Source organism: Allosphingosinicella deserti (assembly GCF_003012735.1).
GTDB lineage: Bacteria > Pseudomonadota > Alphaproteobacteria > Sphingomonadales > Sphingomonadaceae > Allosphingosinicella > Allosphingosinicella deserti.
Genome location: NZ_PXYI01000004.1, coordinates 486,564 through 499,065 on the forward strand (window position 1 = coordinate 486,564; position 12,502 = coordinate 499,065).

Here is a 12,502-nt window from a genome sequence, read left to right on the forward strand (position 1 = left end):
TTTGCGGCGATGAGAAAGTGAGCGGATGACCTTCAAGACCCTGGACGATCTCGGCGATGTGACCGGCAAGCGCGCGCTGGTGCGGGTCGATCTCAACGTGCCGATGGCGGACCTCAAGGTCACCGACGATACCCGGCTGCGTTCTACATTGCCGACTGTGACGGAGCTCGCCGATCGCGGTGCGATCGTGCTTTTGCTCGCGCATTTCGGCCGTCCCAAGGGCGCCCAGCGCCCCGACATGTCGCTGTCGCTGGTCACCAAAGCCTATGAGGATGTGCTCGGCCGTCCGGTGCGGTTCGTCGGTGACTGCCAGGGCGAGAATGCGGCGGCGAACGTCGCCGACATGCAGCCGGGTGACATCGCCATTCTCGAGAATACCCGCTTCCATGGCGGCGAGGAGAAGAATGATCCGGAGCTCGCCCGCGCCATTGCCGCGCTGGGCGATTTCTACGTCAACGACGCCTTCTCCGCCGCCCACCGCGCCCACAGCTCGACCGAAGCGATCGCCCACATCCTCCCGGCCTATGCGGGCCGGGCGATGGAGGCGGAACTGAAGGCGCTGCAGAAGGCGCTCGGCGAGCCCGAACGCCCGGTGGCGGCAGTCGTCGGCGGCGCCAAGGTCTCGACCAAGCTCGAAGTGCTTCGCCATCTCGTCACCAAGGTCGACCATCTGATCATCGGCGGCGGCATGGCCAACACCTTCCTCGCCGCGCGTGGAGTCGCCGTCGGCAAATCGCTGTGCGAGCATGACCTGACCGGCACCGCCGTCGAGATCCTCGACGCCGCCGAGCGGGCGAATTGCACGGTGCACCTGCCGTACGACGTCGTGGTGGCCAAGGAATTCGCCGCCAATCCGCCGTCGCTGCGCACTGTCAACGTCCATGAAGTCGCCGAAGACGAGATGATCCTCGACGTCGGTCCGGCCGCAGTCGAGGCGCTCGCCGACGCGATCAAGACCTGCCGCACCCTGGTGTGGAACGGACCGCTCGGCGCCTTCGAGACCGTCCCGTTCGACGCGGCCACGGTCGCCCTGGCGCAGACCGCTGCAGCGCTGACCCAGAGTGGCAGCCTGGTCTCGGTTGCCGGCGGCGGCGATACCGTCGCGGCACTCAACCATGCCGGCGTGGCCGATGATTTCACCTTCGTTTCGACCGCCGGCGGCGCTTTCCTGGAATGGATGGAAGGCAAGGAGCTGCCCGGCGTCAAGGCGCTGGAGACCGCCTGAGTCTCCGTCACAAGAACGACAATGGCTATTGGGGTAGAGAGATGAGCATCACACCGACCGTCAAGGCGATCCTGGCCAATTATGAGAGCGACAATCCCGGGGTGAAGACCAACCTCGCCCGCATCCTGATGCAGGGCCGGCTCGGTGGCACCGGCAAGCTCATTATCCTCCCGGTCGATCAGGGCTTCGAACATGGCCCGGCGCGCAGCTTCTCGGTCAACCCTGACGCCTACGATCCCCATTATCATTATCAACTCGCGATCGATGCCGGCCTGTCGGCCTATGCGGCGCCGCTCGGCCCGCTCGAGGCCGGGGCCGCCACGTTTGCCGGCCAAATTCCGACCATCCTCAAGGTCAACAGCTCGAACAGCTGGGCGACCTCGATCGACCAGGCGGTGACCGGCACGGTCGACGACGCGCTGCGGCTCGGCTGCGCTGCGATCGGCTTCACCATTTATCCCGGCTCCGACAACATCTTCGAGATGATGGAAGAGATCCGCGAGATGTCGGCGGAGGCCAAGGCGGTCGGCATCGCCACCGTGATCTGGTCCTACCCACGCGGCGGCAATCTGTCGAAGGACGGCGAACTCGCGCTCGATGTCGGTGCCTATGCGGCGCACATGGCGACGCTGCTCGGCGCGCACATCATCAAGGTCAAACTGCCGAGCGCCAATATCGAGCAGAAGGAAGCCAAGGCGATGTACGAGGGCAGCGACTGGTCGGCTCAGGCCGATCGCGTCCGCCACGTCGTCCAGAGCTGCTTTGCCGGCCGCCGCATCGTCGTCTTCTCGGGCGGCGCCGCCAAGGGGGCCGACGCGGTGTACCAGGACGCCCGCGACATTCGTGACGGCGGCGGCAACGGCTCGATCATCGGCCGCAACACCTTCCAGCGCCCGCGTGACGAAGCGCTGGCGATGCTCGACAAGCTGGTGGGGATCTACAAGGGCGAGGATTGAGTCGGGGCAGGGCCTAAATCCGTCATCCCAGCGGAAGTTGGGATCTCGATGCGGAGAGGCGCGGGCCTGCACACGCTTCTCGCATACTCTCCCTAAGATCCCAGCTTTCGCTGGGATGACGCGGTAGGTACGCGATCCGGTGTTCACCCGCCTCCTTGCACGGCAATTCGCCCGGCCCTCCGGTCTGCTCGGTCGGCTGTGGATCGCGCCGTGGCTCGATCGTATCAGCCGCGCGATGAACGCACTCGCCCTGGATCAGCTCGCGGTCCAGCCTGGGGACCGCATCCTCGAAATCGGGTTCGGCGGCGGGGCTCTGCTCCGCGGAATCCTCGCCGGTACTGATGCGGAGGTGTACGCGGCCGACATCTCCACCGTTGCCGTGGGCCGGGCTCGCCGACGATTCCGGCGGGATCTGCACCGGTTGCGCCTCTTCGAAGCGTCCGCCGAGCAGATCCCGCTCGCCGACGCTGCCGTGGACAAGGCGGTGAGCGTCAACAGCCTCTATTTCTGGCCCGATCTGGACGGGGGGCTTAGCGAGCTCGCGCGGGCGATTCGGTCAGGCGGGACGCTCATCCTCTGCTTCGAGCCGCCGGAGGAGCTGCGCAAATGGCCGGGGCACGTCCATGGCTTTCGCGCCTATTCGGCCGACGACCTCGTCGCCCGCGCCGGCCGTGCCGGGTTCGATTCCATAAGGCTCGTCCCGGGAACCGGCCGCAAGCCCGATGTCTTTCTCTGCTTGAGCCTGAGGCGCCGCGCTGACACAGAGTGCGCATGATTGAAGACGAACTGGATCCCGGCTTCGCCGACCTCTTCGACCCGCAGGATCGTGCGCCCTGCGAGCTCTATCTGATCTCGCCGCTCGATGTCGGCGGCGATTTCGCTGATCGTTTGGCGGCAGCGCTCGACGCCGGCCCCGTTGCCGCGTTCCAGCTTCGCCTGAAGGGCCATGACGACCATGCGATCGCCCGCGCGGCCGAGCCGCTGATGAAGATCTGCGCCGAGCGCGAGGTTGCCTTCATCGTCAACGACAGCGTAAGCCTGGCCAAGCGGCTGGGCGCGGACGGCGTCCACCTGGGACAGGGCGATGGCGATCCGCGCGAGGCGCGCGCGGTGCTCGGGCCCAATGCGCAGATCGGCGTGACATGTCACGACAGCCGCCATCTGGCGATGGAAGCGGGCGAGGCGGGCGCCGATTATATCGCCTTCGGCGCCTTCTTCCCGACCTCGACGAAGGAAACGTCCCACCGGCCCGAACCGTCGATCCTCTCCTGGTGGTCGCGATTGTTCGAGATGCCGTGCGTCGCGATCGGCGGGATCACTCCGGCCAATGCCAAGGTGCTGGTGGACGCCGGCGCTGATTTCGTGGCCGTGTGCAACGCCGTGTGGGGACACGAGCAGGGGCCGGCCGCAGCGATTACGGAATTCCAGGGGGTTCTCGGGCGCTGACCTCGCGCCCGAAGTACCCGCTCCGTCCCGACCGAGTGGGTCTCGCCACCCCCTCCACCCCTCGCTCCGCGAGCGGTCCCCCTCCCCGAGCGAGCTCGGGGAGGATCTTGTCACCGCAATGCCTGGCCGACCATCGCGCGGAGGGTGAGGGCGTCGTGGATGGCGTGGGCGTCGATGTCGTTGTTGAAATAGCACCAGATGTCCCGGCCCTCGCGCGCCTCGGAGACGAGCCAGTCGGTCCAGGCGAGCAATCCTTCGTCGGAATAGCGGCCCCAATATTTCCCTTCGCCGCCGTGGAAGCGGACGTAGGCGATCGGTCCCGAGGCCCAGCGGGCCGTGGCCGAGCCGGGCATGTCGTGGCTGCAGAAGGCGATCCCGCGCGCATCGAGGAGCCCCAGCACTTCTTCGGTTAGCCAGCTCTTTTCGCGGAATTCGAAGACATGGGTGAGATCGGCCGGGAGCAGAGCGATGAATTCCTCCAGCCGCTGGCGATTATAGCTCCAGCGCGGCGGCAGCTGGTAGAGGACGGGTCCGAGCGTCGGCCCGAGGTTGCGGGCCCGGGTGATGAATTCCTCCACCGGCTCCGCGCAGTCCTTGAGCTTCTTCATATGGGTAATGAAGCGCGGTGCCTTGACCGCATAGCGAAAGCGGACGGGGGCTTGATCGCGCCATTTGGTGAAGGTCTCGGGTTTGGGAAGGTGGTAGAAACTGGTGTTGAGCTCGACAGTGTCGAACGTGTCGGCGTAGAAATCGAACCAGAGCCGCTGGGCAAGCTTCGCCGGATAGAAACGCTCTCGCCAATGGCGGTAGATCCAGCCCGAACAGCCGATGCGGATGGTTCCGGTCATGGGCCTCGAAACGGAACGGCGGCGAAATCGTTTCCTGCCGAAAGGAGACTTCATGCGCCGCTTCGGATTGATTGCCGTCATCGTCGTCACCGCGCTGATCAGCTGCGCGCTCACCAGCGCGTTCTGGATGGTCGCGTTCAACCGGGGTCCGGTGCCGGAAGGAGCCTCGGTCGCTGCTCCGGCCGCCCCGCCGGACGGGACACCCAGAGCGGACTTGGTCAAGGGACCGACCGGGCTCGCTATTCCCGTTGCCGGGATTCAGGGCAGCGAACTTTCCGACACCTACACCCAGTCGCGGGCCGGTGGCGCCCGGGTCCACAATGCCATCGACATCATGGCAAGCGCCGGCACCCCCGTTGTTGCAGCGGCGCCGGGCACGGTGGAGAAACTGTTCTTCAGCGCTGGCGGCGGGGGCATCACCGCCTACGTTCGGTCGCCCGACAAGGCCTGGACCTATTATTATGCGCACCTGCAGGCTTATGCGCCCGGGCTGCGCGAGGGACAGGTGGTGAAGCAGGGCGATGCAATCGGCACGGTCGGCGCGACCGGCAACGCCAATCCGGCCGGACCGCATCTCCATTTCGCGATCAACAGGATGGCGGAAGGAGAGGATTGGCACGAGGGCACACCGATCAATCCCTACCCGCTGCTTGCGGGAAACGGGCCTCGACGCTAAAGCCGCCGCGGCTCTTTTCCAACTTGTGAGACACCCATGAAGATCAGCGGCGTGGACATTCGTCCCGGCAACATCATCGAATATGAAGGCGGCATCTGGCGCGCTGTGAAGATCCAGCACACTCAGCCCGGCAAGGGCGGCGCCTACATGCAGGTCGAGATGAAGAACCTCATCGACGGCCGCAAGAACAACGTCCGCTTCCGTTCGGCCGAGACCGTGGAGCGGATCCGCCTCGACACCAAGGATTTCCAGTTCCTGTTCCGCGACGGCGACATGCTGACCTTCATGGACAAGGAAACCTACGAGCAGATCACCTTGCCGACCGACCTGCTCGGCGATGCCGCCGCCTTCCTGCAGGACGGCATGGATGTCGTCATGGAGCTGTATGACGAGCGCCCGATCAGCGTGCAGCTTCCCGACACCATAGAGGCGATGATCGTCGAGGCCGACGCCGTGGTGAAGGGCCAGACCGCTTCTTCCTCCTACAAGCCGGCGATCCTCGACAATGGCGTGCGTGTGATGGTGCCGCCGCATATCGGCAGCGGCACCCGCATCGTCGTCGACGTCTACGAGCAGACCTACGTGCGTCGCGCGGACTGAGGTTCCGTCCTCTCCCCTTCAGGGGAGAGGCAAGCGAGCGAAGCGAGCAAGGAGAGGGGAAGTCGGAGATCAGTGCGCGCTTTCGAAGGCTGGCGTTACCTCCCGAATCCTCCTCTCGCTACCCTCTCCCCTGACGGGGAGAGGAAATTGGAGCACTCCATGCCCCTGATCGTCGAAAAGCCTGCCGATTTCCACGCCGACCGGCCGTGGGGGGCCATGGATCTCGCCGAGATCGAGGGCGCGACGGCCCGGCTTCATTGGACCGACTCCGATTATCAGTGGCACGTCAACGACGGCACCGAAGTGTTCGCGGTGCTGTCGGGCGCGGTCATGATGCACTACAAGGTGGACGGCGCCGAAAAGGCGGTCCGCCTGGAACAAGGGGCGATCTTCGTCGCTCACATCGGCGAGGAGCATGTCGCGCGCCCGCAAGGGGAAGCGCGCATCCTCGTCATCGAGAAAAAAGGCAGTATCTGAAATGGTTTCCCACTCCGGCCTCATCACCGTCATGCAGCGCGCTGCCCGCAAGGCCGCGCCGCGGCTGCGGCGCGATTTCGGGGAGGTCGAGCAGCTCCAGGTCAGCCGCAAGGGACCGGCCGACTTCGTCTCCATGGCCGACAAGAATGCCGAGCAGACGATCGTCGACGAACTTCGCCATGCCCGCCCCGACTGGGGCCTGATGCTGGAGGAGGGCGGTACGGTCGAGGGCGACCCCGACAAGCCGCGTTTCATCGTCGACCCGATCGACGGCACCACCAACTTCCTCCACGGAATCCCGCATTTCGCGATCTCGATCGCTGTCGAAGATCCACGTGGGGCCGGTGGCAAGCCCGAAATCACCCAGGCGCTCGTCTATCAACCGCTGACCGACGAGAGTTTCTGGGCCGAAAAGGGCAGAGGCACCTGGCTCAATGAGCGCCGCCTGCGAGTCTCGTCGCGCCGCGACCTTGCCGACTCGCTGATAGCGACCGGCATTCCGTTCTTCGGCCACGGTCAGCTGCCGCGGTTCCAGCGCGTTCTCGAGGCGGTTGCACCGAACGTCGCCGGGATTCGCCGCAACGGATCGGCCGCGCTCGACCTCGCCTGGGTCGCCGCCGGACGGTTCGACGGCTTCTGGGAAGAGGATCTTCAATATTGGGATCTCGCCGCCGGAATCCTGCTGGTCCGAGAGGCCGGCGGCTTCGTCACCGATTTCCGCGGCAGCGATGCGGGGATCGCCAAGGGGCAGGTGCTGGCCGCCAACGACCAGCTTCATTCCAAGCTGCACCGGCTGGTCGCCGGCGCGCTCCGCGCCTGATCCCTGCCGGAGCCGCGCTTGGGCGCCCATTCGGGGCGCCCGGGTTCATTCGGTATAGCCGATATGCTCCTCGAACTGGTCGAGCACGCTGGTCCAGTATTCGAGGTTATCGGTGAACAGCGCCTTCGACATGCCGCCGTCATCGAGATCGACGTCCATCTGGATGATCGGATCGCCCTCTCCATCGAGGTAGGCGCGGCCGAAACGCTGTGACTTGTTCCAGGCGTTGATCTTGTCGAGCGACAGCGTCTCGTCGAGATCGTAGCTCGAGTGGAACTGAACGGTCGCGCAATCCTTGTGGTTGGTGCAATTGTAGAAAAGGATCTTGAAGGTGCTGCCGTCATGCTTGCTGGTGATGATCGGATCGCCGGCGCCGTCGCTGCCGAGTTCCGCCGGATAATCCAGCCCGGTGAGGATGCTCACGATGCTGCCGGGATCGCGTGCCTGGACCATCTGGGCGGCGGCCGGCACGGCGCTTGACGTGATCACGAGCAGCAGCGCCAGAAGCTTGGTTTTCATTGCGATTTTCCCCCAATTCGAAGCCGCAAGGCTGTTCGTCCTGTGAGAAGCTGTCAATGGGGGTGAAGAGTGTTGCGGTGCTCCGATCCCTGTCCTAGAAGCCGCCGCAACCTAGCCCCCTGGAGAGTCTCGATGGCGTCCACCGCCGCCGAATATCTGCCCATCCTACTGTTCCTTGCCGTCGCACTGGCGTTGTCGCTCAGCTTTGTCGTCCTTCCGATGATGGTTTCGAAGCTGACCGGTTCCGCCAATCCGTATCCGGACAAGCTTGCCGAATACGAATGCGGATTTCCGGCGTTCGAGGACAGCCGTGCGCAGTTTGACGTTCGCTTCTACCTGGTCGCGATCCTGTTCATCATCTTCGATCTCGAAGCCGCCTTCCTGTTTCCCTGGGCGGTGTCGCTCGGCTCGATCGGCATTGCCGGCTGGGCCGCGATGATGATTTTCCTCGTCGAGCTCACCCTCGGCTTCATTTATGCCTGGAAGAAGGGAGCGCTCGAATGGGAGTGATCCTCGACCCGCGCCACGAGAACGCCCGTCCGGCCGATCTCCAGCAGCCGGACCCGAAGTTCTTCACCGAGCTCCAGTCGGAAGTCACCGACAAGGGCTTTCTCGTCACCTCGACCGAGGATCTGTTCCAATGGGCCCGTACCGGCTCCTTGTGGTGGATGACGTTCGGGCTCGCCTGCTGCGCCGTGGAGATGATCCACGCCAACATGCCGCGCTACGATCTCGAGCGGTTCGGCGTGGCGCCGCGCGCGTCTCCGCGCCAGTCGGACGTGATGATCGTCGCCGGCACGCTCTGCAACAAGATGGCGCCGGCACTACGCCGGGTCTACGACCAGATGTCGGAGCCGCGCTACGTGATCTCGATGGGCAGCTGCGCCAATGGCGGCGGCTATTATCATTATAGCTATTCAGTGGTCCGCGGCTGCGATCGCATCGTGCCGGTCGACATCTATGTGCCGGGTTGCCCGCCGACGGCGGAAGCCCTTTTGTACGGCGTGATGCAGCTGCAGCGGAAGATCCGCCGCGTCGGCACGATCGAGCGTTGATCGGCATGAACAATTCCGCTCCCCGCATCGCGCCGCGCGACGGCATTATCGAAGAGGTGACCGCCGCGCTCGGCGACATCCTCATCGAAGCCAAGGATGCCGTCCAGGAAGTGTCGCTCACGGTCGCCCGTGAGAGCATCGTCGAAGTCTGCACGATGCTTCGCGATCGCTTCGGCTATCAGCAGCTGATGGAAATCGCCGGCGCGGACTATCCGAGCCGCGAAGAGCGGTTCGAGGTCGTCTATCACCTGCTTTCGGTCACGAAGAACCACCGCATTCGGGTTCGCGTCACCACCGACGAGGACAAGGCGGTTCCTTCCGTGACCGGAATATGGCCGGTCGCAGGCTGGCTCGAGCGCGAAGTGTTCGACATGTACGGCGTAATTTTCGAGGGCAATAACGACCTTCGCCGGATCCTCACCGATTACGGCTTCCGCGGCCACCCGTTCCGCAAGGACTTCCCGCTCTCGGGCTATGTCGAGCTGCGCTATTCCGAAGAGCAGAAAAGGGTCGTCTACGAGCCGGTCCGCCTGCCGCAGGATTTCCGCGCATTCGACTTCCTCAGCCCGTGGGAAGGTGCGGCCTACATCCTCCCGGGTGACGAGAAGGCGCAGGAAGCACCGGGTGCGCCAACCCCGCTCAAGGCGGACGAGATCAAGAAATGACCATCGCCTCCCCAGAGATGTCGCACGCGCAGGAGATCGCCCGTTCCGGCGCGACCGAGAGCAAGATCGCGAATTACACGATCAATTTCGGCCCGCAGCATCCAGCCGCGCACGGCGTGCTGCGGCTGGTGCTGGAGCTCGACGGCGAAATTGTCGAGCGCGTCGATCCGCACGTCGGCCTGCTTCACCGCGGCACCGAGAAGTTCTGCGAGAACAAGACCTACATCCAGTCGATCCCGTATATGGACCGGCTCGACTACGTGTCGCCTATGTGCATGGAGCACAGCTATGTTCTCGCGATCGAGAAGCTGCTCGGCATCGAAGTGCCGCTGCGCGCGCAATATCTGCGCACCTTCTTCGCCGAGCTGACCCGCGTCTCGAACCACCTGCTCAACATCGGCAGCCACGTGATGGACGTCGGCGCGATGACTCCGAACCTGTGGTTGTTCGAGCCGCGCGAAGACATCATGAACTTCTACGAGCGGGTGTCCGGCGCCCGGATGCACGCCAATTATTTTCGGCCCGGCGGTGTCCACCAGGATGTTCCGGCCGGCTTTCTGGAAGAGGTCAATGTCTGGCTCGACAAGGGCCTGCTGCCGATCTTCGAGGACGCGATCAGCCTGGTCGCCGACAACCGCATCTTCAAGCAGCGCAACGTCGACATCTCGATCGTCTCGAAGGAAGATGCGCTCGCCTGGGGCTTCTCCGGCCCGATGATCCGCGCCGCGGGTATCCCGTGGGACCTGCGCAAGTCGCAGCCCTACGATGCCTATGACCGGGTCGAGTTCGACATCCCGGTCGGCACCAAGGGCGATTGCTACGACCGGCTCATGGTCCGCGTCGAAGAGGTTCGCCAGTCGGTGCGGATCATGAAGCAGTGCATCCGCGACATGCCGGAAGGCCCGATCGCCTCGCTGGACCGCAAGGTCGTGCCGCCCAAGCGCGCCGAGATGAAGCAGTCGATGGAATCGCTGATCCATCACTTCAAGCTCTATACCGAGGGCTTCCACGTTCCGGCCGGCGAAGTCTATGTGGCCACCGAAAGCCCCAAGGGCGAGTTCGGGATCTATCTCGTCTCGGACGGCACCAACAAGCCGTACCGGGTGAAGATCCGCCCGACCGGGTTCAGCCACCTCCAGGCCATGGATTTCATGAGCAAGGGACATATGCTCGCCGACGTAACCGCCATTCTCGGCTCGCTCGACATCGTCTTCGGGGAGATCGACCGCTGATGGCCGACATCCTTCCCACCTCCATCGACATCGACGAACTCCGCGCCCGTTGGGGTTCGTTCGCCTGGACGGCCGAAAATGCCGACAAGGCGAAGATCGTGGTCGGCCGCTACCCGCCGGGACGCCAGCACAGCGCGATCATTCCGCTGCTCGATCTCGCCCAGCGACAGGTCGGCGCCGAGACCCGGACCCAGGGCTGGCTGCCGGTTCCGGTGATCGAATATGTCGCCAAGCATCTCGATATGCCCTACATCCGGGCCTACGAGGTCGCGACCTTCTACACGATGTTCAACCTGCGCCCAGTCGGTCGCTACCATGTCCAGGTCTGCGGCACGACGCCGTGCATGCTGCGCGGATCGGACGACGTGTTCGCAGCCTGCAAGGCCAAGGGCCTCGCCAAGGGCCAGACCACGGCCGATGGCCTGTTCACCTTGAACGAGGTTGAGTGCCTGGGTGCCTGCGCCAACGCGCCGATGGTCCAAATCAACGACGACAATTTCGAAGACCTGACCTTCGAGACCACCACTGCGTTGCTCGAGGCGCTCGCCCGCGGCGAGTCTCCGACGCCGGGGCCGCAGGGCGTCAACCGGCGCACCAGCGATCCGGAAGGTGGGCCGACCAGCCTCAAGGAAATGGTCCTCGAAAATCACGATTACCGGGAGAAAGCGGAGTGACCATCAATCCGCTGGCGGACAAGGACCGCATCTTCACCAATCTTTACGGCTACCAGGATTGGGGCCTGAAGGGCGCCCAGGCGCGTGGCGACTGGGACAATACCGCGAGGCTGATGCAGATCGGCCAGGACGCGATCATCGACGAGATCAAGGCGTCGGGCCTGCGCGGCCGCGGTGGCGCCGGCTTCCCGACCGGCATGAAGTGGAGCTTCATGCCCAAGGAGCCGACTCCCGGTCGCCCTAATTTCCTGGTGATCAACGCCGACGAATCCGAGCCCGGATCGTGCAAGGACCGCGAGATCATCCGCCACGATCCGCACAAGCTGATCGAAGGCGCGCTGATCGCCGGCTTCGCGATGCGCGCGCGCGCGGCCTATATCTACATTCGCGGCGAGTTCATCCGCGAGGCGGAGACGCTGTTCGCCGCCGTACAGCAGGCCTATGATGCCGGCCTGCTCGGCAAGAATGCCGCCGGTTCAGGCTATGATTTCGACGTCTTCGTCCACCGCGGGGCAGGGGCCTATATTTGCGGCGAAGAGACCGCGATGCTCGAGAGCCTCGAAGGCAAGAAGGGCATGCCGCGGCTGAAGCCGCCATTCCCGGCCGGCGCCGGCCTCTACGGCTGCCCGACCACCGTCAACAACGTCGAATCGATCGCGGTCACGCCGACCATCCTCCGTCGCGGCGCCGCATGGTTCAAGAGCTTCGGCCGCGAGAAGAACGAGGGCACCAAGCTCTTCCAGATTTCCGGCCATGTGAACAAGCCGTGCGTCGTCGAGGAGACGATGTCGATCTCGTTCCGCGAGCTGATCGACCGCCACGCCGGCGGCATCCGCGGCGGGTGGGACAATCTCCTCGCGGTGATCCCCGGCGGATCGTCGGTGCCGCTGGTGCCGGCGAACGAGATTATCGACGCGCCGATGGACTTCGACGCGCTGCGCGATCTCAAGTCCGGTCTCGGCACTGCAGCGGTGATCGTCATGGACAAGTCGACCGACGTCGTCCGCGCCATCGCCCGCCTCAGCTATTTCTACAAGCATGAGAGCTGCGGTCAGTGCACGCCGTGCCGCGAAGGCACCGGCTGGATGTGGCGAGTGATGGAGCGCCTCGTCGAAGGCAATGCCGACATTTCCGAGATCGACATGCTGTGGGACGTCACCAAGCAGGTCGAGGGCCACACCATCTGCGCACTGGGCGACGCCGCGGCCTGGCCGATCCAGGGCCTCATCCGGCATTTCCGCCCGGAACTCGAGCGGCGGATCATCGCGCGTCAGGGTCAGCTGGAGGCCGCGGAGTGACACGGCCTCGT

Annotated in this window: 15 protein-coding genes and 1 pseudogene; 14 read left to right on the top strand and 2 right to left on the bottom strand. The window is 64.6% G+C overall.

From position 1 onward, the window contains the following. Positions 1-25: 25 nt before the first annotated feature. The 4 genes from C7I55_RS14445 (at position 26) to thiE (ending at position 3,627) form a co-directional block, all read left to right on the top strand. A complete protein-coding gene (locus C7I55_RS14445; RefSeq protein WP_106513664.1) occupies positions 26-1,225 on the top strand; it encodes a phosphoglycerate kinase in 1,200 nt (399 codons plus the stop codon). A 41-nt stretch (positions 1,226-1,266) separates the two neighbouring features. After that, on the top strand, positions 1,267-2,181 hold the full coding sequence (locus C7I55_RS14450) for a class I fructose-bisphosphate aldolase (RefSeq protein ID WP_106513665.1): 915 nt from the start codon (positions 1,267-1,269) through the stop codon (positions 2,179-2,181). Positions 2,182-2,320: 139 nt separating this feature from the next. Beyond that, positions 2,321-2,956, top strand: coding sequence for a class I SAM-dependent methyltransferase (locus C7I55_RS14455; protein WP_106513666.1), 636 nt, complete (start codon positions 2,321-2,323; stop codon positions 2,954-2,956). Further along, positions 2,953-3,627, top strand: coding sequence for a thiamine phosphate synthase (gene thiE, locus C7I55_RS14460; RefSeq protein WP_106513667.1), 675 nt, complete (start codon positions 2,953-2,955; stop codon positions 3,625-3,627). Before C7I55_RS14455 ends, thiE begins: the two co-directional genes overlap by 4 nt. A 110-nt stretch (positions 3,628-3,737) precedes the next feature. Here thiE and C7I55_RS14465 read toward each other — a convergent pair whose 3' ends face one another. After that, the gene (locus C7I55_RS14465; protein WP_106513668.1) at positions 3,738-4,475 is read right to left on the bottom strand and encodes a DUF72 domain-containing protein; all 738 of its coding nucleotides are present in this window, start codon (positions 4,473-4,475) and stop codon (positions 3,738-3,740) included. A gap of 52 nt (positions 4,476-4,527) precedes the next feature. Here C7I55_RS14465 and C7I55_RS14470 point away from each other — a divergent pair, with 52 nt between their 5' ends. The 4 genes from C7I55_RS14470 (at position 4,528) to C7I55_RS14485 (ending at position 7,048) form a co-directional block, all read left to right on the top strand. Continuing rightward, positions 4,528-5,151, top strand: a complete 624-nt coding sequence (locus tag C7I55_RS14470; protein WP_106513904.1) for a M23 family metallopeptidase — start codon at positions 4,528-4,530, stop codon at positions 5,149-5,151. A gap of 36 nt (positions 5,152-5,187) precedes the next feature. Continuing rightward, positions 5,188-5,751, top strand: coding sequence for an elongation factor P (efp, locus tag C7I55_RS14475; RefSeq protein WP_106513669.1), 564 nt, complete (start codon positions 5,188-5,190; stop codon positions 5,749-5,751). A gap of 159 nt (positions 5,752-5,910) precedes the next feature. After that, positions 5,911-6,228: a cupin domain-containing protein gene (locus tag C7I55_RS14480; protein ID WP_106513670.1), complete on the top strand. Its 318-nt coding sequence runs from the start codon at positions 5,911-5,913 to the stop codon at positions 6,226-6,228. Between the two features lies 1 nt (position 6,229). Further along, entirely contained in the window at positions 6,230-7,048 is an 819-nt protein-coding gene (locus tag C7I55_RS14485) for an inositol monophosphatase family protein (RefSeq protein WP_106513671.1), read from the top strand. A 45-nt stretch (positions 7,049-7,093) separates the two neighbouring features. Here C7I55_RS14485 and C7I55_RS14490 read toward each other — a convergent pair whose 3' ends face one another. Then, positions 7,094-7,567 carry a YbjN domain-containing protein gene (locus tag C7I55_RS14490; protein WP_106513672.1) on the bottom strand — a complete coding sequence of 158 codons (474 nt, stop codon included), beginning with the start codon at positions 7,565-7,567 and terminating at the stop codon, positions 7,094-7,096. A gap of 132 nt (positions 7,568-7,699) precedes the next feature. Here C7I55_RS14490 and ndhC point away from each other — a divergent pair, with 132 nt between their 5' ends. From ndhC to nuoF, 6 genes and pseudogenes are all read left to right on the top strand, one after another. Then, positions 7,700-8,077 (top strand): NADH-quinone oxidoreductase subunit A, encoded by a 378-nt coding sequence (gene ndhC / locus C7I55_RS14495; RefSeq protein WP_106513673.1) that lies wholly within the window; start codon positions 7,700-7,702, stop codon positions 8,075-8,077. Continuing rightward, positions 8,068-8,622, top strand: coding sequence for a NuoB/complex I 20 kDa subunit family protein (locus C7I55_RS14500; protein WP_106513674.1), 555 nt, complete (start codon positions 8,068-8,070; stop codon positions 8,620-8,622). Before ndhC ends, C7I55_RS14500 begins: the two co-directional genes overlap by 10 nt. Before the next feature lie 5 nt (positions 8,623-8,627). Beyond that, positions 8,628-9,269, top strand: a pseudogene (locus C7I55_RS14505) (NADH-quinone oxidoreductase subunit C); the annotation flags it as partial. A gap of 35 nt (positions 9,270-9,304) precedes the next feature. Beyond that, complete coding sequence (locus tag C7I55_RS14510; protein WP_199192844.1) at positions 9,305-10,519, top strand: NADH-quinone oxidoreductase subunit D; 1,215 nt, start codon at positions 9,305-9,307, stop codon at positions 10,517-10,519. Further along, a complete protein-coding gene (gene nuoE / locus C7I55_RS14515; RefSeq protein WP_106513676.1) occupies positions 10,519-11,193 on the top strand; it encodes an NADH-quinone oxidoreductase subunit NuoE in 675 nt (224 codons plus the stop codon). The genes C7I55_RS14510 and nuoE overlap by 1 nt, the downstream gene beginning before the upstream one ends. Beyond that, the gene (gene nuoF, locus C7I55_RS14520) at positions 11,190-12,491 is read left to right on the top strand and encodes an NADH-quinone oxidoreductase subunit NuoF (RefSeq protein ID WP_106513677.1); all 1,302 of its coding nucleotides are present in this window, start codon (positions 11,190-11,192) and stop codon (positions 12,489-12,491) included. Before nuoE ends, nuoF begins: the two co-directional genes overlap by 4 nt. The last annotated feature ends 11 nt before the right edge of the window (positions 12,492-12,502 follow it).

Coding starts and splice junctions, on each gene's coding strand:
- C7I55_RS14445 (WP_106513664.1), top strand. CDS start 26: ATGACCTTCAAGACCCTGGACGATCTCGGCGATGTGACCGGCAAGCGC.
- C7I55_RS14450 (WP_106513665.1), top strand. CDS start 1,267: ATGAGCATCACACCGACCGTCAAGGCGATCCTGGCCAATTATGAGAGC.
- thiE (WP_106513667.1), top strand. CDS start 2,953: ATGATTGAAGACGAACTGGATCCCGGCTTCGCCGACCTCTTCGACCCG.
- C7I55_RS14465 (WP_106513668.1), bottom strand. CDS start 4,475: ATGACCGGAACCATCCGCATCGGCTGTTCGGGCTGGATCTACCGCCAT.
- C7I55_RS14470 (WP_106513904.1), top strand. CDS start 4,528: ATGCGCCGCTTCGGATTGATTGCCGTCATCGTCGTCACCGCGCTGATC.
- efp (WP_106513669.1), top strand. CDS start 5,188: ATGAAGATCAGCGGCGTGGACATTCGTCCCGGCAACATCATCGAATAT.
- C7I55_RS14480 (WP_106513670.1), top strand. CDS start 5,911: ATGCCCCTGATCGTCGAAAAGCCTGCCGATTTCCACGCCGACCGGCCG.
- C7I55_RS14485 (WP_106513671.1), top strand. CDS start 6,230: ATGGTTTCCCACTCCGGCCTCATCACCGTCATGCAGCGCGCTGCCCGC.
- C7I55_RS14490 (WP_106513672.1), bottom strand. CDS start 7,567: ATGAAAACCAAGCTTCTGGCGCTGCTGCTCGTGATCACGTCAAGCGCC.
- ndhC (WP_106513673.1), top strand. CDS start 7,700: ATGGCGTCCACCGCCGCCGAATATCTGCCCATCCTACTGTTCCTTGCC.
- C7I55_RS14500 (WP_106513674.1), top strand. CDS start 8,068: ATGGGAGTGATCCTCGACCCGCGCCACGAGAACGCCCGTCCGGCCGAT.
- C7I55_RS14510 (WP_199192844.1), top strand. CDS start 9,305: ATGTCGCACGCGCAGGAGATCGCCCGTTCCGGCGCGACCGAGAGCAAG.
- nuoE (WP_106513676.1), top strand. CDS start 10,519: ATGGCCGACATCCTTCCCACCTCCATCGACATCGACGAACTCCGCGCC.